Here is a 19,935-nt window from a genome sequence, read left to right as displayed (position 1 = left end):
ACCACGTAGTGACTGTTCCACGGCGAGGTGTCGCAAAATGGCTTTATTCAGCCAAAACCAAAATCCTGCTGACAACGTGGTGGAAGTTTTACTACGTGGTGGGGTGTTCGCCGCGTGGTGGAGGTGGCTGTAAGGGTGTCAAACTGTTTTGATGCTCCTAAGTTTGGCAAACCCCCGATTGGGGTGATAGCGTGAGATGACGCTACGCGGAGGGAAATCATGCTCAGAAACGACGATGCGGCCGCAAGCCCCGGGAATGCGCGGGAGCGTCGCAGCGGCATGGATATGCCGGGCACACATGCGGATTCCGAGGATAGGACTGCCGCGGACAACACTGTCCACGTTGCCGATGGTGCCAAGTCCGCCGTCGTGGCTGATTTGGTGGCCGACGAGTTGGACGTTGTCGGTCTGAATCCCGATGCCAAGCGTCTGCCGATTCTGGCGCGTATCTATGGTGTGCTGGTACTGCTCGACGGTCTGGCCGTGCTGCCGCTGGTGGTGCTGACCTGCATCTACTCCGTGCGTGAGATTCTGAATGGCCGTGTGCACGTCGATGCGATGAGTCTGACCTTCATTCTTTCCGTGGTCTACGCGTTGGTACTGATTGTCAGTGCCGTATGCCTCATCGTGTTCGGTGTTCTGTTATTGCGTAATCACCGCCGTTATGCCGCGCGATGGACGTATGTGCTGATGCCTCTCACCTTGGCCGACGGCATGCTGTCTCTGGCGCTGACCGGCCTCGGGTTCAACCTGTTGCTGCCGATGATCCAGATGATCATCCTCATCGTGATTTCGGTGACTGCCGATCCCTCCCTGATAGAGGAGAGACGCTTGCAACGCGCGCTCAAGCGTATGGATGAGCGCGATGAGTACGAGTCCGCCGTTGCTGTCGGCATGCTCGGGCGTGACCAGTCCGGCAAAGGCTATATCGCACTGGACTTCTTCAATGTCTTCTGGCTGTTCACCATCGCTTCAGTGGGTGGCTTGATTGTGGAGACGATATATCATTTTGCGCTCTATAACGGTGAGCTGCAGGACCGCGCGGGTCTGCTGTGGGGGCCGTTCTCGCCGATTTACGGCTGCGGTGCGGTTTTGGTCACCGTGTGTTTGAACCGCATGTGGAAGGCGAATCCGTTTCTGATTTTCTGCGCGTCGGCGGTGATTGGCGGTGCGTTCGAATACTGCACGAGTTGGTTCATGGAAGTGGCATTCGGCATCACCGCATGGGACTACACCGGTCGCTGGCTATCCATTGACGGGCGTACGTCGGGCCAGTTCATGTTCTTCTGGGGTCTGATTGGCGTGGTGTGGGTCCGCTGGCTGTTGCCTCGCCTGCTCGCGCTCATCAATCGGATCCCTTGGAAAGTGCGGTATTCGTTGACTGCGGTGTGTGCGGTGCTGATGGTGATCGACATCGTCTTCACCCTGATGGCCCTAGATTGCTGGTATGGGCGCATGGCCGGTCAGCCGCAGACTTCGCCGGTTGCGATGTGGTTCAGCGAGCGTTATAGCGATGCCTATATGACCAATCGTTTCCAGACCATGCACCTCGATCCCTCCAAGGCCGGGCGAATGTGACGAATCTCTTATGCGAGAGGCGTAAGACAGCTCGTGCGTGGTGACCGGCCGGGCGATAGACTGGAGCATGTTGTGATAATTTGGGGTCTCCGACAGGGAGGCCGCCGGTCGCGCCACTGCCGGGACCTTGGTCTCGGTTGCCGACGAACCGGTTGAGCGGGCAATCACATATTGCCCACCTGCAAGGAAAGGCAAGGCACATGGCCGAAGCTACGGCAAACATCGGTGTGATCGGACTGGCTGCGATGGGTTCCAACTTGGCGCGCAACCTGGCACACCACGGCAACACGGTGGCACTGTTCAACCGCCACTACTCCCGCACCGAAAAGCTGATGAATGAGCATGGCGCCGAAGGCAACTTCGTGCCGGCCGAAACGCTCAAGGAGTTCGCCGCATCCCTGAAACGCCCGCGTACCGCGATCATCATGGTCAAGGCCGGTGCGCCGACCGACGCGACTATCGAGCAGCTGGAAGAGGTGTTCGAGCCGGGCGACATCATCGTCGACGGCGGCAACTCCTTCTTCAAGGACACCATCAAGCGTGAGAAGGAAGTGCGTGCCAAGGGCTTCCACTTCGTGGGCTGCGGCGTATCCGGTGGCGAGGAGGGCGCGCTCAACGGCCCGTCCCTGATGCCCGGCGGCACTGCGGAATCCTGGAAGACCCTGGGCCCGATCCTCGAGTCCATCGCCGCCAAGGTGAACGGTGAGCCGTGCGTGACCCACATCGGCACCGATGGTGCCGGACACTTCGTCAAGATGGTGCACAACGGCATCGAATACGCCGATATGCAGGTGATTGGCGAGGCTTACGACATTCTGCGCCGTGGACTCGGCATGGACGCCGAGGAGATCGGCGATGTGTTCGAGGAGTGGAACAAGGGCGACCTTGACTCCTACCTCATCGAGATCACCGCTGAGATTCTGCACCACAAGGACGCCGAGACCGGCAAGCCGTTCGTGGACGTGGTCGTGGATCACGCCGGCATGAAGGGCACCGGTACCTGGACTGTGCAGACCGGTCTGGAGTTCGGTTCTCCGGTGGCCGCAATCGGCGAGGCAGTGTTCGCTCGTGCGCTTTCCTCCCATGGCGGGCTGCGTGAGGACGCTCAGAAGGAAGGCCTGGCCGGCCCGAACAAGACCATCGATTTGGCTGGCGAAGACAAGGCCGCGTTCATTGAGGACGTGCGCAAGGCGCTGTTCGCCTCCAAGGTGGTGGCCTACGCGCAGGGTCTGAACGAGATTCAGGATGGAGCCAAGGAATACGGTTGGGACATCAACCTGTCCGAGGTGGCCCGTATTTGGCGTGGCGGCTGCATTATTCGTGCCCAGTTCCTGCTCGACCGTATCACCGAGGCCTTCAAGGGCGATAACCCGCCGGCCTCCCTGCTGTTCGACCCGTACTTCGAGAAGATTATCGGCGAATCGCAGGATGCATGGCGTCGCGTGATCGTGCGCGCTGTGGAAGCCGGTATCCCGACCCCAGTGTTCTCCAGCTCCCTGGCCTACTACGATGGGCTGCGCTCCAAGCGTCTGCCCACTGCCCTGACCCAGTCCCAGCGCGACCTCTTCGGCGCCCACACCTACGGCCGCGTAGACAAGCCCGGCGTGTTCCATACTTTGTGGGCCGAAGAGGGCAAGCCGGAAATCGAAGCGTAGCTTCGGAAGTTCCGGCTTAGGGGAGCCCGGTGGGCTCCCCGGCCCTCTTCGGAGCGAGGCGGCTGTGCCGTCGGGCCAACACTGAGCCTCGCCGCAGGCAAGTCCCTAATTGCAGGGCCGGAGGCGAAGAGGGCAAGCCGGAAATCGAGGCGTGACGATATAGCTAGGCTCCCCTCAGAGAGGGGAGCCTAGCTACAGCTTTACAGCTTAGTGACGGTTTCTTCCGTGGAGAACCAGATGAATTCGTCCACTCCGTTGGCGTAGGACGACGGATAATTCGGATTATTCGACTTCGCAAATACGTGTGCCAGCGAATCGGCCTTACTGGCACCGGCAGCGAAGAACCATGTGCGGCGCGAACTCGCAATCATCGGAGCCGTCAAAGAAACACGCAACGGCGGCATCTTGGGGGAGTGATTCACACCCACAGCCAGCCGGTCGATGACTTTAACCTCATCATGGCCGGGGAACAGCGAAGCGTAATGGCCATCTGGTCCCATACCCAGAATCATCAGGTCGATGGTCGGCTTCGGGCCAAGCTCACGGATGAGCTCGGCCTCGTAATCGCGTGCAGCGGCGTCAAGCAACGCGTCGTTGGCAGCGTCAGCGGCGGCACGAACGGCGTCGTCATCGCTTTCGGCATTGGCCATGGCGTCGGCAATCTCGTCGGTGGAACGCACGTCGGCTGCCATCTCATGAATATTCGACTCGGGCAGCTTGCCGTCGGCCACCAGTTTGTCCAGTAGCAGTCGGCGGGCTTCCAGCGCATTGCGGTCGGTATCGTACGCCGGCACAAACCGTTCGTCACTCCACCAGAAATGCACGCGAGACCAGTCAATCGCCTCGGCCAGCGGATCATCCAGTACCAATCCCAGTGGTTGCGCGGCCGAGCCGCCGGACAGCGCCACATCCACGCGCGTGCGATGCGTACTATCCGGCAGCCTTTCAGCAAGCAGATCAAGCAATGCCAGCGCAAACCGCTGTGCGCCGGCCTGAATCATCAGATCCTTGTCTGGATAGACGACAAGTTTACGAGTTGCCATAAGTGTTCCTTCACGTAAAAAAAGACCACCCTCAGTCAGCTCCCGTCAGCGGGAGCCAATATGCTCCTCCCGCTGACGGGAGGTGGCACGAAGTGCCGGAGGGTGGTCAAATGAATATGCTCATCAGTGACGAATCAGATCCCAGCCCTTATTGATGACATCGGCGTAAATCTCATCCGGATCGATGCGACGCAACTCTTCGGTGAGGCAGTCCTCAATCGTGCGTACGGGAACGGAAATCGTCTGCGGAGCCTGCCCCGGCATGGAAATCAGTGCCTGATCCTCATACGGGCGTTCCAGTGACACCACGCCGTCATCGCGAGTCAGGTACACGCCGGTCACAGCCTCGGCATCGGGTACGAATTCGGTTTCGACTGGCACTCCGAGCTTGAGGTGCAGCCATGCGCACAGCAGTTCCATCGGCAGGAAGTCGGCCTTGCCGGTCACCTTGGCAGCAGTGATGGGCAGGTGCGGCGGCTGATCCAGCATGGAGGCGAGCATCGCGCGCCATACGGTCAATCGGGTCCAGGAAAGATCGATGTCTTCTGGAGTCCAGTTGCGGCGCAGGCGTTCGATCGTTGCCTCGGGATTGTTGGAGTTCAGGGCGTCGGTGATACGGCTGCGGGCCATCGCACCCAACAGATCCTTGGAAGGATTCGACGGTGGCGTGGTCGGCCACCAAGCCACTACTGGTACATCCGGCACCAGCAGAGGAATGACCAGAGTATCCGGGTGATTGATCAGGCCGTTGCGCGGGCGCAGAATAATAATCTCGCCGGCACCGGCATCCGCGCCGAAGCGCACCTGGGCGTTCAGATTGGAGTCATTCGGGTCGGCTGAGCCATCCGTCAGGTCGACTGCCGGATTATCGCGGTTGGCGCTGACCTCGGCGGCGACTTCACTGGCATTCGGCTCGTCGTTGGATTCGCTGCTGTGTGCGGTATCGGGCACAACGGCGATCACGCGGCAAGGATGCTCGCGGCTGGCCGAATTGGCCACCTCAAGCGCGTGCTCCAGGTTGGTGTCGTCGGTGGCGATCAGCAGCGTCAATACACGGCCGGTCGCCGATTCGCCGCGCTCCTCGTGCAGTTGCTCGATTTTGTGCGCAATCTCGCGGGTGCGAGTGTTCGGCATATCGATGATCATGGCATCCTCCAGTGGCGGTCGTCGCGTTCCAGCATCTCATCGGCCTGTGCCGGTCCCCACGTACCAGCGCGGTAGGCCTGCGGCTGGCCGAGCGTGGCCCAGAATTGTTCAATCGGATCGAGGATTTCCCAGCTCAGATTCACCTCTTCGGTGGTCGGGAACAGAGGCGGATCACCGAGCAGCACGTCCAGAATCAGTCGCTCATAGGCTTCCGGCGAGTTTTCGGTGAAGGAGCGGCCATAGCTGAAGTCCATGTTCACGTCACGGACCTCCATGGTGGAGCCGCCCGGCACCTTGGCGCCGAAGCGCATGGTGACGCCTTCATCGGGCTGCACGCGAATCACGATGGCGTTCTTGCCGAGTTCGCGCACGGCGGTCTGCTCGAACGGCAGGTGCGGGGCGCGCTTGAACACCACAGCGATTTCGGTCACGCGCTTGCCCAGGCGCTTGCCGCAGCGCAGGTAGAACGGCACGCCGGCCCAACGGCGGGTGTCGATGTCAAGGCGGATGGCCGCATAGGTTTCGGTGGTGCTGGAGGGGTCGATGCCCTTCTCCTCGAGGTATCCGACCACTTCGTGCGAACCCTGCCATCCCTTGGCGTACTGGCCGCGTGCGGTATTGGTGGCAAGATCCTTGGGCAGACGTACGGCGGAGAGCACCTTGGTTTTCTCGGCGGTCAGATCCTTGGCGGTGAAGCTCACCGGCTCTTCCATGGCGGTAAGGGCCATGAGCTGAAGCAGATGGTTCTGGATCACGTCTCGTGCGGCGCCGATGCCGTCGTAGTAGCCGGCGCGGCCGCCGATGCCGATGTCTTCGGCCATCGTGATCTGCACGTGATCCACATAATTGGCGTTCCAGATCGGCTCGTACATGGCGTTGGCAAAGCGCAGAGCCAGCAGGTTCTGCACGGTTTCCTTGCCGAGGTAGTGATCGATGCGGAACACGGAGTTCGGGTCGAATACTTCGGAGACCACGCTGTCGAGTTCCTTGGCGCTGGCCAAGTCATGGCCGAACGGCTTCTCGATAATCACGCGGCGCCATGCACCTTCGGACGAACGAGACAGGCCGGACGCGGCCAGCTGCTTGGCCACTTGCGGGAATGCGCGCGGCGGCACCGACATGTAAAAGGCATGATTGCCGCGCGTACCGCGGTCGCGATCAAGCTCCTGCACAGTGGCGCTTAGACGCTCAAAAGCCTCGGGGTCGTCGAACGTGCCCTGCACAAAACGGATGCCGGCGGCCAGATTGCGCCAGGTCGATTCTTTGAACGGGGTGCGGCAATGTGCCTGAACCGCGGTCTTGACGAATTCGATGAACCGTTCCTGGGTCCAATCGCGGCGTGCAAAACCGGTCAGGCCGAAGCTCGGCGGCAATAGGCCACGGTTTGCCAAGTCATAAACGGCCGGCAATAGTTTCTTTTGTGCCAGATCACCCGTGACACCGAAAATAACGAGGCTGCACGGGCCGGCGATGCGGGGCAATCGGAGGTCGCGCGAGTCGCGCAGGGGATTGCTCCAGTGGGGGGATTCACTCATGATTATTAAGGGTAGTCGCCGGAGGCTATCTATCGCTAGAGGCGATATACGATGTGGGCTGCGATTTATCGCACATTTGTGAAGTGCGGGCGGGGTAGGAGCGGGGTGAAGGCGGGAGTCCGAGCGATGGCGCGGTTCGAGATGTGCGCGTGAACGCCGTGCAGGCATATCAGCGTGCTGCCAGCATTTTTCCCAGTGTTCGTGCGAGTGTTCCAAAGATTGGAATCAGGGCTTTTCCATGTCAGCCCATTGGGAGAAAATGCATATGAATTAGTAACACAGTGTCAACTTTAGATGTGAAGTAATTATTATCATGCCTCGATCAGTGTCTTCGTCGTCGTATCCTCATGAGTATTCGAGGCATGCCTCCCACGCTGCAAAGCCGCATCGCCCACATCCACAACCGTGTAAGCCTCGCCAGCTGCGCCTTGATTGGCAGGCCCCGCTGCGCTTCTTCCAGAATCTGAGTGAGCGGTTGCCGCAACGTCATCACGGCAAGGTCAAGATACTTAAAGGTTCCGTATACACACGGCGTCGCATTGTGGTGGGCTGCTTGGGCGTGCTGCTGTTGGTCGAATTGTTCCAGCTGTTCTGGCCGTCCGACAAATTCTTCCCGCTCGCCACACTTGACGGTCATGCCGTGGGTGGGCAGAGTTCGCAGCAGGCTGCTGAGACGCTTAACGCCGCAACATTGAAACGCGCAGTAAAGCTGACCGATAAAACCACAGGCACTACGGTGTCGCTTACTGCCAAGCAGGCCGGCATCACGGTGGATTACACGGACCGGGCCAAGGCGGCGGCCAAGCATTCCGTGGTCAAGCGCATTGTTCCGTTCTCCTGGCTGTTCGTGCACAGCACCACATCCGATTCCCTGCCCGATGCGCTGGGAACGTCCGACAAGCAGGCGCATGAGGATATGCGCAATGCTTCGGTGCAAGGAACAAAGGGCGAGCTCAAGATAGTCAGCGCGGCACCCGGCTACACCTTTACTCCTGCGGATATTCGTTCTGCCGCTGGATCGAGTTTTTCCAGCAGCGCTACCGGCGACTTGGCCGCGGCAACCATCGAGATGGGCATCGTGAGCCCCACGGTCTCTGACGACACCGCCGAGCAACTGCTTGACACTTTGAATAAGGCGCTGAGCAAGGATGTCACGTTCACCTATGAAGACGGCACATGGACAGTGCCGGCCAAGAAAATCGTCAATACTGTCAGTGCGACAGTGAATGCGCAAGACGACACCAAGCTGGACGTTACCATCAGCGAATCCAAATTAATGCGGCAGCTCAAATCCAAAGGAATCGCTCTCAAGGTGGCAAAGAAAGCCGCTGACGCCGGTGTCACACCTGCGACGATTGCGGTGAAAGGAAGCGCCTATCAAGTCATAGACGCGAGTGCCACGGCGGCATCGCTGTCAGGCATGCTGGCCAGCGGGCAGAATGCGTCGGTTGCCATTTCAACCAAGGACTTCAGCAACGTTGAGTTGTATGAAGGTCTGCCCGCCAGCGGCACCATTGAGGAAAAGCTCCAGCAATTGTTCGGCGATGCCGATTATGAGGTCGCCGTCTACGACCTGAAAACCGGCAAATCCAAGATCCAGATTGACGCGGATACCGCGATGACCTCTGCCAGCACGTACAAGCTGTTCATCGCTTATTCGATGATCCATGCTGTGGAAACCGGCCAAGTCACGTGGGATAGCGCGCTCAATGGCATGACGCTGAGTTCCTGCATGGCCACAATGATCATTAATTCCGACAACAGCTGCCCGGAAGCGTGGCTGGCCCGTTACGGCTTCAGTACTGTCACCCAACAGGCGCATGATATCGGAGCCGCCAACACCAACTTCGTGCCGTACGGCATGACCACCACCGCCAACGATTTGGCCACAGTGCTCAAGGGCTTCTACAGCAACTCGATTGCCTCTCCGGATTCCACGGACCAGCTGTTCTCACTGATGGAAACGCAGGTGTACCGCGAAGGTATTCCTGCGGGCATAGGCTCGGACGGCGTGGTGCAGGACAAGGTCGGCTTCATGGACGGTTTGCTACACGATGCCGCAATCGTGCGCTCCGATAAAGGCGACTACGCGATGGTCATTATGACCGACGGCTCGAGTTGGAACAAAATCGCCCAAGCCAGTCTGCTGATTTACGAGTCTTTGTGAGTTCTGAAGGCCTGCGGCTGCTGGTTTTCGCAACGCCGTAGTTGAAATATCCCAAGACGGTGTGTAGTTTAGTAGAGTTGCCCCTCTAGCTCAACGGTTAGAGCAGCGTCCTTTTAAGTCGTGGGTTGTGGGTTCGAATCCCACGGGGGGCACGAGTAAATCCTTGGAATCGCAATGGTTCCAAGGATTTTTGGTTCGACCAGCCCAGCTCCTAGAGTGGTACTCCATGTCATGCACCACGATTCTTGTCGGCAAAAACGCCAGCTACGACGGTTCCACCATCATCGCCCGCGACGACGATTCAGGCTCCGGCCGTTACGATCCCAAGCGTTTCGTTGCCGTCGCCCCTGAAGACCAGCCGCGCCACTACCGCAGTGTGCTCAGTCACGTCGAAATCGACCTGCCGGACAATCCCTGCCGTTACACCATCGCTCCCAATGTGCTGAACAATCGTGGTGTGCTGGCCGAGGCCGGTGCCAATGAACACAATGTGGCAATGAGCGCCACCGAAACCATCGCCGTCAACGAGCGCGTGCTTGGAGCGGACCCGATGGTCGAGCTCAAGCCGGCCGTTAGCGAGCCCAACAGCCCCGATTATCAAGCCGAACAGCCGGGCGGCATCGGCGAAGAGGACATCATCACCCTCGTGCTGCCATATGTCGCCACCGCGCGTGAAGGCGTCGCTCGGTTGGGCGAGCTGCTTGAAACTTATGGCACCTACGAATCGAACGGCGTAATCATTTCTGACGTAGACGAGATTTGGTACGTCGAAACTATCGGCGGCCACCATTGGATCGCCCGCCGCGTGCCCGATGATTGCTACGCCACCATCCCCAACCAGCTCGGTATCGATGATTTCGACCTCGCGGACGCATTCGGCGAACGGCGTGAATACATGTGCAGCGCCGACCTGCGCGAGTTCATGGCGGTGCATCACCTCGACCGCACGATGGGTGCGACGTCGGGCCGTTTCAACCCGCGTAAGGCCTTCGGCGCCGCCACTGCCAAAGACCATATTTACAACACGCCTCGCGCTTGGTACATGCAGCGTCATCTCAACCCGAGCGAGGACTGGGATTCGCCGTCCGCCCGCCATACGCCTGAATCCGATGACATTCCGTGGTGTCGCGTACCGGAAGACAAGGTGAGCCTTGAGGACGTCGATTTCCTGCTGTCCTCGCACTTCGAAGGCACGCCGTACGACCCGTATGGTACGACCGGTACGCCGGAATCGCGCCACCGGTACCGTCCGATTGGTGTGAACCGCACCGGCCATATGGTGGCGATTCAGATTCGTCCGTATGTGTCGGCTGCCAATCGCACGGTGATGTGGGTGTCGTTCGGTTCCGGCCCGTTCACTGCTGCTGCGCCGTTCTACGCAAACGTCAACGATACGCCTGCCTACCTGCGTGACACCACGCCCGAAGTCTCCACTGGCAACCTGTATTGGACGAACCGCCTGATCGCCGTTGTGGCCGACGCGCACTGGTATGAGACGAACCGGTTCATCGAGGGCTATGCCGAGAGTGTGCGCGCGTTCGGTCACCAGCTTGTCGAACGTACGGATGCTTCGTTGGCCGCTGGCGGTGAGGTCGCGCACGATGTGCCGACCGTGTTGGAGCAGGCCAACGACGACATGGCCGACTACCTGCGCGAACACACGACCAAGCTGCTGAACGACGTGCTGTACACCTCCAGCAACTTGATGCACAACAGTTTCGCAATGTCCGACCGCTGGGCCGAGTAGCAAAACATCGGTTGGTAATAGTTATGCCCCCTGCTTGGTGTGTCAGCGGGGGGCAAACCTTGGCCTAGTTGAAGCCGACGATCCGCTCGGCGATGAGATAGCCGTTGCGCACGATCCAACGGCCGGGTTTGCCGGGCAAATTGAGCGCGCGGGACATCAGTTTGGCGCGTACATCCTTGCCGATGGCCGGTGAATAGGCGTCAATCGCGTCCCACAGCTCGGTTTTCTTAACATAATTGGCCGGATCGCGCGAAAGGATCAGGAACGCCGAGGTCACGCATGACTCGATTGCCAGGAAGTGAATCATGTACCGGTACAGGCCTTCCGGCACTGTGCCGCGTTCGGGCGTGGCCTCGGTCATCAACCGGTTGACGAGCCGCAGCTGGTCCACGCGGCGAATCATCACGTCGGTCTGCACGCTCTGGCCCTCACGCCCGATGAAGTAGTGATAGAACGGCACATCGAGATACTGGATGCGCTTCACCCACGGGAACGGCTGGTACGAGTAATAGAAATCGACGTAGAACGTGTGCTCGGGCAACTGCAGCCCGGAATCGCGCACCACCTGCGTGCGGAAAGTGAGCGCATGCATGATGATGTACTGAGCCAGGCCGAACTTGCCCAGATCATCCCAGCCGAGCACGCGGCCGGTCTCCATCACATGACGGAAGTTCACCACGATCTTGTGGCGCTTGGTCACTTTGTCATACACATAGTTGGTCACCAGCATGTCGATCGGCTCGCTGGCCTCACGTTGCGCGCGCAACGTGGCCAGAACCGTGTCGATGGCCTGCGGGTCGACCCAATCGTCCGCATCCACCACCTTGACATACATGCCTGTCGCCGCCGCGATACCGGTGTTCACCGCGCCGCCGTGACCCTTGTTCTCCTGATGAATCGCCCGCACGACGCCTGGATTGGTGCGTTCCAGCTTACGCGCGTACTCCAGCGTGCCGTCTTTCGAACCGTCGTCCACAATCAGCACTTCGAGGTCGCGGGTGTCGCTCGCCGAAAGCAGCGAGTTCACGCAACGGTCGAGATAGGACTCCATATTGTATGCGGGGATCACAAAGGTGAGCGTCTTTGCCGTGTTGGCCATGAAAGTCTTACGTCCTCACATATTTAGTCGTTCTGTTCAGTTTCCTGTTCAAACCGTAGCACTTCGGCTTCCGGCTCGGCAGAGTGTTGCGCAACCTGCTTCCCTGAACTCACATTCTGCAACCCTGAATCTTCCCTGAGCGTGTGGTCGAGGTCCGTCTGCTCTAAGGGCGATGATGCCTCGCCGTCCGGGGCCGGTGTTTCGGCATCGATCCCGCGCTTGGCCCGGCGCTCGGCCTCCTTCCGGGCCTTGACGCCTTCAAACAACAGCTGCGGCTTGGAATCGAGCCGGCTCAGGCCATGCCATGCCAGGTCCACGATGTACGCGGCCAGCTGCTCCTTGCTCACCTTGGGCCGGTCGGCCCAGTACTGGCCGGTGAACACGGTCATGCCCACCAGCATCTGTGCGTAGTATGGCACGCCCTTAACGGAGAGCTTCTGCCGTTTGAATGTTTCGGAAAGAATATCTTCAACGCGCACGGCGATATCGCCCAACAGCGAGCTGAACGAGCCGGACGGATCGGTGCTGGGCGAGTCGCGTACCAGCACCTGGAATCCTTCGGCGTTCTCTTCGATATAGGTGAGCAATGCCAGTGCCGTACGTTCCACAATCTGGCGCGGATTTACGGTCGGGTCATCCAATGCGGCTTCCAGCACACTGGTCAGCGCTCGCATCTCACGATCCACGATTACGGCGTACAGGCCTTCCTTGCCGCCGAAGTGCTCGTACACAATCGGTTTGGACACCTTGGCGTGTGCCGCAATCTCCTCGACGCTCACTGCCTCGAAGCCTTTGGCGGCAAATAATGCCCGCCCGATTTCAATCAGCTGTTCGCGCCGCTGCAGCGATGTCATGCGTGAAGAATGTGCCATAAAACTCCAGCTTAGTCGGCGGCTGGAATCGGCGGGGATTCCGTCTGCGGGCTAGACTTGGCAGATATGGATATGAATACTGTGCTCGCCATTGCTGGCGTGATTGTGGTGGCGATTGTCGTAATCGCCCTGAGTGTGTGGCTGGGCAAGTCCCGCAAGCGCGATTTGGATCGTGCGATGGGCAAGACTGCTCCCGATGATAAGCGCACCCGCGATGCCAAGGCCGCTGCCGATGCGCGACTGACAGCGGAAGCTGAGGCTGCCAAAGAGAGCGAGAAAGCCGGAGGTGCTGCGGCCGGTACCGCTGCGACGGGCAAGTCCGCTGCGGACGCCGAATCCGTTAGCCCTGCTGCCAAGCCGGCTGCGGCCGAGTCCACACCCGAACCCGCCAAGACGGAAACTCCGGAATCAGTCGGCTCCCGCCTGACCCGGCTCAAGGCCAAGCTCGCCAAATCCGGCAATCCCTTTGGCAAAGCGCTGTTCGACATTTTGGCCAAGGACAACCTGTCTGAGTCTGATTGGGAGGATGTCGAAGACACACTGCTGCTGGCGGACGTCGGCGCCGAGGCCTCCGCGCAACTGGTCGACGATCTGAAAACCGATGCCCGCATCACGGGTAAGGCCGACCCCGCCGAGGTGCGAGCCACGTTGAAGGACAAGTTGCTTGACCTGGTTGGCCGTGACACGGATCGTCGCCTCAATGTTGAGAAGCCGGGTGCCAACAAGCCCGGTGTCATCATCATGGTCGGTGTTAATGGCACTGGTAAAACCACCACGGCTGGCAAGTTGGCACGACTGTTCGTATCTGAAGACAAGCAGGTTATCATGGGCGCCGCCGACACCTTCCGTGCCGCTGCCGCCGATCAGCTTGAGACATGGGGCGCGCGCGTCAACGTACCGGTAGTCCGCGCCGACAAGGACGGCGCCGATCCGGCGTCCGTCGCATTCGAGGCCAGTGCCAAGGCCAAGGAAGCGAACGCGGACGTGCTCATCATCGACACTGCAGGTCGACTGCAGAACAAGTCGAACCTGATGGACGAGCTCGGCAAAATCCGTCGCGTCACTGAGAAGAACCTGCCGGTGGACGAGGTGCTGCTTGTGCTTGATGCCACCACCGGTCAGAACGGTATGGCCCAGGCCAAGGTGTTCGCTGAAGCCATCGGTATCACCGGTGTGGTGCTTTCCAAGCTTGACGGTTCCGCCAAGGGCGGCATTGTGATCAGCGTGCAGAAGGAGCTCGGCGTGCCGGTCAAGCTTGTGGGTCTTGGCGAGGGCCCGGACGATCTGGCGCCGTTCGATCCCGAAGGCTTCGTAGACGGCATTCTTGCGTAAGCCAACGTCCACGTTGTGAGAGCGCAAAACGCGCGACTTACCTATAAACCAAGCCCCGAATCATGCTCGAAACATGGTCGGGGCTTCGTCATATCCGTTGGAATCGCGCCAAAATTTCCCCGAGCGGTCGCACGTACGCTTCCAGCCACGCTTAACAATCGCGTAACTTGTCGTAACGAAACCAAAACGCGACCGGCTTTAACTGACGAACTGTTAGCCCCCATAAGGGGGACGGCATTGTAGAGACAAAGTCGACGCCGGCTGCGCAAAGCCCCCGGTGCCCTGAACGAAAGAGAGGGAGGTAGACATGGGAGCGATTGATTCCGGCAACACCGCATGGATCCTGACATCCGCGTCCTTGGTTTTCCTCATGACGCCTGGTGTGGCGTTCTTCTACGGCGGTATGGTTCGTGCTAAGGCCGTCCTGAACATGCTGATGCTTGAGGCGGCTGCCTTGTCAGTCACCATGATTATCTGGACCCTGTGGGGTTGGTCGATTGCTTACGCCGGTTCCGACATCGGCGGCATCTTCGGCGATCCGGCCAGCGGCTTCCTGCTGAAGGACTCCATGGTGGCTCAGGATGGCGTGTTTACCGCCACCGGTCTGAATGGCAACAACTACCCGGTTTCTGTGGACGTTGCCTTCCAGGTCGCTTTCGCGATGATTACCGTCGGCCTGATCTGCGGCGCCATCGCCGAGCGTGTGAAGTACAGCACCTGGATGATCTTCGTGGCGCTGTGGGTCACTTTCGACTACGCTCCGATGGCCCACATGGTCTGGAACGGCGGTCTGCTGTCTGCTGACGGCGCCATCTCCAAGGCCATCGGCGCCGCCGCCCACGATTTCGCAGGTGGTACGGTCGTCCACATCAACGCCGCAGTTGCCGCCCTGATTATCGTGCTCATCATCGGCAAGCGTAAGGGCTTCGGCACTCAGCCGTTCCGTCCGCACAACGTGCCGTTCGTGATGCTCGGTGCCTTCCTGCTGTGGTTCGGCTGGTTCGGCTTCAACGCCGGTTCCGCCTTCGCCGCCAACGGCACGGCTGGTTACGCTTGGGTTTCCACTTCCGCTGCTACCGCCGCCGCAATGCTTTCGTGGGGCTTCACCGAGAGGATTCGTTCCGGTCACTACACCGCTATGGGTGCCGCCTCGGGTATGGTCGCCGGTCTGGTTGCCATCACCCCGGCCGCCGATGTGGTTTCCCCGCTGTGGGCCATCGTGATGGGCGCCATCGCTGGTGTTCTGACCTGCCTGGCCTGCGGTCTCAAGTTCAAGTTCGGTTACGATGACTCCCTCGACGTCGTCGGCGTGCATGGCGTTGGTGGTTTCACCGGCACTATCCTCATCGGCTTCTTCGGTGAAGGCACTGGTCTGCTGGCTGGTGGCGACTGGAAGCAGCTCGTCGTTCAGCTGGTCATCGCTCTCGTCGCCATCCTCTACTCCGCAGTGATCACCGCGATCATCGCCTTCGCTCTGGAGAAGACCATCGGCTGGCGCGTCACCGAAGCCCAGGAAGTCGGCGGCATCGACCTTGCCGACCAGGGTGAACGTGCTTACGATTTTGCTGGTACTGCCAGCTCCGTTCTCAAGGAGGTGAAGTGAAATGAAGCTGATCACCGCTATCATTCAGCCTCATAAGCTCGATGACGTCAAGGAGGCCCTCGCGGCCGCCGGTGTGCACGGTCTGACCGTGTCCGAGGCTAACGGCTACGGCCGTCAGCGCGGTCACACTGAGGTCTACCGTGGCGCCGAATACACCGTGGATTTGATTCCGAAGATTCGCATTGAGGTGCTGGCCGATGACGCCGACGCCGAGACGCTGGTCGGTGTGATCGTTAAGTCCGCTGGCTCCGGCACCATCGGAGACGGCAAGGTGTGGGTCGCTCCGCTTGACTCCGTGACCCGCGTGCGTACCGGCGAGACCGGTTCCGCCGCAATCTGATAGGCGTCCGTTCCCCTGAGAGAGGTTCGGGCTATCAAATAGACAGATCCCCGCACGCTGCCGTATGGCCGTGCGGGGATTTTTGTGGTGGTTGGGGTACTTGGACTTCAAGGGGCTGATTCATCCCGTTCCGGAGGTCTACTTCCGTTTCAAGGGGCTGTTGGTGAAGTATCCGCGCTCTGAAAATGGCGGAATGACGTAGAGCTCGATCTCCGAATAAGCTGTATACGAATTGGTGGCAGCCCCTTGAAGCGGAGATAGACCTCCGGGAAACGACAAATCAGCCCCTTGAAACGCGAAATGACATAATCATCGATGAAAGATGGAGCGATGGCGTCAGCAGTAGATGGCTTGAAGCAACGATTCATGGATATGAGCCAGCCGGATGACGCTGGCATCTACCGGAATGGTTCAGCCAAGCGTAAGGCCCGCACGGAATTGGCCATGCAGTGCCTCACCGAGTTATGGCAAGAAGCCTGCAAAGGTGTTTCATTCAGCGTGCCCGATTCCGGTATCGGCTTCGCTTCGGTCGGTTCCCTCGCCCGAGGGCAGCTCGGCCCCAGCTCGGACCTTGACCTGGTCATCATCTATGAGCCCCGCGCCCTCAACGACCAGCAACTCAATGAACTGGCCAATAAACTTTGGTACCCCCTGTGGGATAGCGGCTTGGACCTCGACCATTCGATTCGCACCCGCGCCCAGTGCGAGGAGGTCACTGATCATGACCTGCCCGCCGCCATGGGGTGGCTTGATGTCAAACCTATCGCCGGAGATACGGAACTGATACAGACCACTGCCACCTCCATCTTGGAACGATGGCGCAAGGCCGCGCGCAAGAGGCTGCCCGAGCTGCTCGACTCGGCTAAATCTCGACTGGACGAGTTCGGCCGTCTTCAATACATCAATCAGCCCGATATCAAAGAGGCCCGCGGAGGCTTGCGTGATTCGGTGCTGGTCTCCGCGCTTGCCGCTTCATGGCTGGCCGACCGCCCGCATGGCATCTACGATGAGGCCGTTGAACGCTTGCTTGACGTTCGCGATTGCATTCATCTGGCGGCCGGGAAAGACACCAATCTGCTGCTTACGCCGTATCAGGCCAAGGTGGCTGCCATGTTGGGTCTTGCCGATCCGACGTGGCCGGAGAACGAGCGTGCCGCCTATTCCATTGACGATCTGCAGACGCTGCTCGCCCGCATAGGCCGGCGCATTTCCTTTTCGCTGGATTCCACCGCTTCGCGTGCCGAACATTCGCTCACCCATGAAAAGCCGCGATTCGCGTTCTTCCAGATGTTTTCGCAGCGCGCAGGCGGCAGACGCGAGGCTCCGCAATTCGATGTGGTGGCTCCCGGTGTGGCCAAACATGAGGGCGAACTGGTGTTGGCCCCCGGCGTCGATCCTGCCAAGAATCCGACATTGGCGCTGCGCGCGGCTGTGGCGTCCGGAGAATTTGGGCTGCCCATCAACCCGTCCACACTCGTCAACCTCAAAAACTGTCCGATTCATGACAACCAATGGGATGATGAGTCGCGCGAACTGTTCGTCCGGCTGCTGGCCTGTGGGCCTGAGTTGTTGGATGTGTGGGAGAGCATTGACTTTGTGGATATTCCCGGCCGGTGGATGCCCGAATGGCTCGGCATCCGCAATCGTCCGTCCGCTTCGGCCGCCCACCGGTACACCATCGACCGGCATATGGTGGAGGTCGCGTCGCGGCTGACCCGCGAGACGCCGTCCGGCAGCCGATATGACGACGACCATTTCAAGGCATTGCTTCTGGCGGGCATCACCCACGATATCGGCAAGCGAGCATTCGTGCGCGATCATGCCGCCGAAGGAGCTCGCCATGTACCGGTGATTCTCAAACGTATGGGGTATGCGTCGGAGATTATCGATTGGGTCACCGTGCTGGTACGTGAGCATCTGACACTATCCGAATATGCCACAGGCAAGGATCCCAACGACCCGGCCGTGGCTGAGGAACTGGCCGACCGTCTGCACCATAACAAGCTCTTGCTTGATATGCTGTTCGATCTGACCCGTGCTGATGGCTCGTCGTTGGGTGCCACCGCCGGCGAGAGCATCACCAAACAATACGGCTGGTCCAAGTGGCGTGAACAGATTGTGCATGGCATGTACGCAGCCGTGCGCGCCGTGATGTAGCAATCCAAGTCCCCTCTGACGAGGGGACTCCCGGCGCAGCCGGGTGGGGGAGAGAAGTGCGGCCGTGATTGTTGTGAACTACTTCATCCAGACGTCCGACCGCACGCGCAGTCCGTTGAACAGGCCTCGTCCGCCCATCAGCACCACGTTGAACGCTGCCCAGAGCATCGCGGTCCGTGACAGATCGTTAGGCATTATCGGTGTCACGATACTGGCCAACACCAGTATCAGGGCAATATAGACCACAGCAGTCAATGTGCAGGTGCCGGCCAGATAGCGGTAATCGCGCGCACCAATCAGAATGCCGTCAATCGCCATCATCCAACCTTGTAAGGGGAAGAACACGCCCATAGTCACCATGCCAACGGCAATCAGTATCTGAACATGCGGCGTGGGGGAGAACAGGTGTCCGGCAAATAGTCCGACTATTGCAAAGACCACACCGATGATTGCGCCGGCCACCAGTCCTGCACGCCCGGTTGCTCGGGTCAATTGACGGGCTCGGCTTACGCTGCCCGCACCCAATGCGGTGGCCACAAGCGTTTGCCCGGCAATACCCACTGAATCCAGCATGTTCATCGCGAAATTCCAAGAGGAGTTCACCGCTTGAAAACCGGCGAGCACAGAGGTACCCATGCGCGCCGCGCAGGCGACGGTAGCCACCATCGCCGCGCGAATCGCCAGCGTGCGGATGAACAATGGTAGTCCGTCGCCGCCTGCTGCAGCGATGCCGGCAATCCGCGGTCTGAGGCTCGCTCCGTCCGCGCGCGCCCAGAGAATGGCCGGCGCGACCAGAAACAGTCCCATATACCATTGCGCTATCAGGGTCGCTATGCCCGAGCCGGCAATACCCCAGTGCAGCACGATTACGAACAGCACATCAAGTACCGCGTTCATTACGGCGCCACTCACCGCCGCAATCAGGGTGATGCGCACTTTCTGCAATCCGCGGAAGATGCCGTTCGCTGCGTATACCAGCAGCATGCCAGGGGCACCCAGCACAATGGCGCGTGTATAGGCGACCGCCTGGTCCAAAACGGCACCTTGTCCGCCCAGCGCCCGGCACAGCGGCTCGGCTCCGGCGAATAGGCCGAGACTCAGCACGATGCCGATGCCCAAAGCCAGCCAAAGTCCGTCGATGCCGGCCTGCAAACCTTCGCGGCGGTGCCCCGCACCGAGCAGATGCGCCACTTGTGCTGTGGTCGAGTAGGCCAGAAAAACGCATAGCCCAACGGCGGTCAGAATGATGGTGGAACCGATGGAAAGACCCGCAAGCGCCGTGTCTCCAATATGGCCAACGATGGCCGTGTCGATAAGCACAAAGGTTGGCTCGGCGATGAGCTGCCCAAACGTAGGCAATGCCAGCGCGATGATGCGGCGATTGGCGGTTCGGCCGTTGCCGTCGGTGGAGGAAGGATCTATGTGCACGCTCACACGCATACCATGCATTGTTTCATCGCGCAAGCAGCTTTAAGGACTACATCAAGTTATCCCCCCTCTGTCCACCAAGTTATCCCCCATGTGTGGATAACTCAGTGGATTATCCCCAAAGTTATCCCCCAAATGTGGATAACTTTTTTCTCTATCCACATTTCAACTTCCGCGTGTTGCCGCGATGTCTCATTGATGAATAACTGCTGAATTGGTTGTGCATAAAAACG

14 protein-coding genes and 1 tRNA gene are annotated in these 19,935 nt (G+C 59.6%); 9 read left to right on the top strand and 6 right to left on the bottom strand.

What is annotated here, in order from left to right; genetic code table 11:
- The first annotated feature begins 219 nt into the window (after nt 1-219).
- Both NBH12_RS02245 and gnd read left to right on the top strand, forming a co-directional pair.
- On the top strand, nt 220-1,578 hold the full coding sequence (locus NBH12_RS02245) for a putative ABC transporter permease (protein ID WP_250819127.1): 1,359 nt from the start codon (nt 220-222) through the stop codon (nt 1,576-1,578).
- A 200-nt stretch (nt 1,579-1,778) separates the two neighbouring features.
- On the top strand, nt 1,779-3,233 hold the full coding sequence (gnd, locus tag NBH12_RS02240) for an NADP-dependent phosphogluconate dehydrogenase (protein ID WP_065454034.1): 1,455 nt from the start codon (nt 1,779-1,781) through the stop codon (nt 3,231-3,233).
- Between the two features lie 200 nt (nt 3,234-3,433).
- Here gnd and NBH12_RS02235 read toward each other — a convergent pair whose 3' ends face one another.
- The 3 genes from NBH12_RS02235 to zwf all read right to left on the bottom strand — a co-directional run bounded on the left by NBH12_RS02235 (nt 3,434) and on the right by zwf (nt 6,957).
- On the bottom strand, nt 3,434-4,276 hold the full coding sequence (locus NBH12_RS02235; protein WP_250819126.1) for a 6-phosphogluconolactonase: 843 nt from the start codon (nt 4,274-4,276) through the stop codon (nt 3,434-3,436).
- A 123-nt stretch (nt 4,277-4,399) separates the two neighbouring features.
- Entirely contained in the window at nt 4,400-5,422 is a 1,023-nt protein-coding gene (locus NBH12_RS02230) for a glucose-6-phosphate dehydrogenase assembly protein OpcA (protein ID WP_003828085.1), read from the bottom strand.
- Complete coding sequence (zwf, locus tag NBH12_RS02225) at nt 5,419-6,957, bottom strand: glucose-6-phosphate dehydrogenase (protein WP_052828399.1); 1,539 nt, start codon at nt 6,955-6,957, stop codon at nt 5,419-5,421. The genes NBH12_RS02230 and zwf overlap by 4 nt, the downstream gene beginning before the upstream one ends.
- Before the next feature lie 475 nt (nt 6,958-7,432).
- Between zwf and NBH12_RS02220 the strand changes: the two genes are divergently transcribed.
- The 3 genes from NBH12_RS02220 to NBH12_RS02210 all read left to right on the top strand — a co-directional run bounded on the left by NBH12_RS02220 (nt 7,433) and on the right by NBH12_RS02210 (nt 10,871).
- Nucleotides 7,433-9,124 carry a serine hydrolase gene (locus NBH12_RS02220; RefSeq protein WP_250819125.1) on the top strand — a complete coding sequence of 564 codons (1,692 nt, stop codon included), beginning with the start codon at nt 7,433-7,435 and terminating at the stop codon, nt 9,122-9,124.
- Nucleotides 9,125-9,203: 79 nt separating this feature from the next.
- A tRNA-Lys gene (locus NBH12_RS02215) sits at nt 9,204-9,276 on the top strand.
- A 74-nt stretch (nt 9,277-9,350) separates the two neighbouring features.
- Nucleotides 9,351-10,871: a C69 family dipeptidase gene (locus NBH12_RS02210; protein ID WP_065456723.1), complete on the top strand. Its 1,521-nt coding sequence runs from the start codon at nt 9,351-9,353 to the stop codon at nt 10,869-10,871.
- A gap of 64 nt (nt 10,872-10,935) precedes the next feature.
- Here the strand turns inward: NBH12_RS02210 and NBH12_RS02205 are convergent, their stop codons facing one another.
- Nucleotides 10,936-11,970 (bottom strand): glycosyltransferase family 2 protein, encoded by a 1,035-nt coding sequence (locus NBH12_RS02205; RefSeq protein ID WP_065453953.1) that lies wholly within the window; start codon nt 11,968-11,970, stop codon nt 10,936-10,938.
- Nucleotides 11,971-11,993: 23 nt separating this feature from the next.
- A complete protein-coding gene (locus NBH12_RS02200; protein ID WP_025221088.1) occupies nt 11,994-12,824 on the bottom strand; it encodes a TetR/AcrR family transcriptional regulator in 831 nt (276 codons plus the stop codon).
- A gap of 84 nt (nt 12,825-12,908) precedes the next feature.
- On the opposite strand from NBH12_RS02200, the gene ftsY reads away from it, so the two are divergent.
- The 4 genes from ftsY to NBH12_RS02180 all read left to right on the top strand — a co-directional run bounded on the left by ftsY (nt 12,909) and on the right by NBH12_RS02180 (nt 18,274).
- Complete coding sequence (gene ftsY, locus NBH12_RS02195; RefSeq protein WP_003831351.1) at nt 12,909-14,174, top strand: signal recognition particle-docking protein FtsY; 1,266 nt, start codon at nt 12,909-12,911, stop codon at nt 14,172-14,174.
- A gap of 307 nt (nt 14,175-14,481) precedes the next feature.
- Nucleotides 14,482-15,777 (top strand): ammonium transporter, encoded by a 1,296-nt coding sequence (locus NBH12_RS02190; RefSeq protein ID WP_025221090.1) that lies wholly within the window; start codon nt 14,482-14,484, stop codon nt 15,775-15,777.
- Between the two features lies 1 nt (nt 15,778).
- Nucleotides 15,779-16,117 (top strand): P-II family nitrogen regulator, encoded by a 339-nt coding sequence (locus NBH12_RS02185; RefSeq protein ID WP_003828096.1) that lies wholly within the window; start codon nt 15,779-15,781, stop codon nt 16,115-16,117.
- Nucleotides 16,118-16,447: 330 nt separating this feature from the next.
- Nucleotides 16,448-18,274, top strand: coding sequence for a [protein-PII] uridylyltransferase family protein (locus NBH12_RS02180; RefSeq protein WP_060618822.1), 1,827 nt, complete (start codon nt 16,448-16,450; stop codon nt 18,272-18,274).
- A gap of 78 nt (nt 18,275-18,352) precedes the next feature.
- On the opposite strand, the gene NBH12_RS02175 is transcribed toward NBH12_RS02180, so the two are convergent.
- Nucleotides 18,353-19,723, bottom strand: coding sequence for an MATE family efflux transporter (locus NBH12_RS02175; protein ID WP_250819124.1), 1,371 nt, complete (start codon nt 19,721-19,723; stop codon nt 18,353-18,355).
- Nucleotides 19,724-19,935 lie beyond the last annotated feature (212 nt).

It is taken from the genome of Bifidobacterium sp. M3-N-101, assembly GCF_023656805.1.
Classification (GTDB): domain Bacteria; phylum Actinomycetota; class Actinomycetes; order Actinomycetales; family Bifidobacteriaceae; genus Bifidobacterium; species Bifidobacterium breve.
The sequence above is the reverse complement of the archived record's forward strand: the minus strand, read 5'-3'. Positions and strand labels throughout refer to the sequence as shown.

Excerpts from the sequence above, each read along its gene's own strand:
- gnd (WP_065454034.1), top strand. The coding sequence starts at position 1,779 with ATGGCCGAAGCTACGGCAAACATCGGTGTGATCGGACTGGCTGCGATG.
- NBH12_RS02180 (WP_060618822.1), top strand. The coding sequence starts at position 16,448 with ATGGCGTCAGCAGTAGATGGCTTGAAGCAACGATTCATGGATATGAGC.
- zwf (WP_052828399.1), bottom strand. The coding sequence starts at position 6,957 with ATGAGTGAATCCCCCCACTGGAGCAATCCCCTGCGCGACTCGCGCGAC.
- NBH12_RS02185 (WP_003828096.1), top strand. The coding sequence starts at position 15,779 with ATGAAGCTGATCACCGCTATCATTCAGCCTCATAAGCTCGATGACGTC.
- NBH12_RS02245 (WP_250819127.1), top strand. The coding sequence starts at position 220 with ATGCTCAGAAACGACGATGCGGCCGCAAGCCCCGGGAATGCGCGGGAG.
- NBH12_RS02175 (WP_250819124.1), bottom strand. The coding sequence starts at position 19,723 with ATGCATGGTATGCGTGTGAGCGTGCACATAGATCCTTCCTCCACCGAC.
- ftsY (WP_003831351.1), top strand. The coding sequence starts at position 12,909 with ATGGATATGAATACTGTGCTCGCCATTGCTGGCGTGATTGTGGTGGCG.
- NBH12_RS02230 (WP_003828085.1), bottom strand. The coding sequence starts at position 5,422 with ATGATCATCGATATGCCGAACACTCGCACCCGCGAGATTGCGCACAAA.
- NBH12_RS02200 (WP_025221088.1), bottom strand. The coding sequence starts at position 12,824 with ATGACATCGCTGCAGCGGCGCGAACAGCTGATTGAAATCGGGCGGGCA.
- NBH12_RS02210 (WP_065456723.1), top strand. The coding sequence starts at position 9,351 with ATGTCATGCACCACGATTCTTGTCGGCAAAAACGCCAGCTACGACGGT.
- NBH12_RS02205 (WP_065453953.1), bottom strand. The coding sequence starts at position 11,970 with ATGGCCAACACGGCAAAGACGCTCACCTTTGTGATCCCCGCATACAAT.
- NBH12_RS02235 (WP_250819126.1), bottom strand. The coding sequence starts at position 4,276 with ATGGCAACTCGTAAACTTGTCGTCTATCCAGACAAGGATCTGATGATT.
- NBH12_RS02190 (WP_025221090.1), top strand. The coding sequence starts at position 14,482 with ATGGGAGCGATTGATTCCGGCAACACCGCATGGATCCTGACATCCGCG.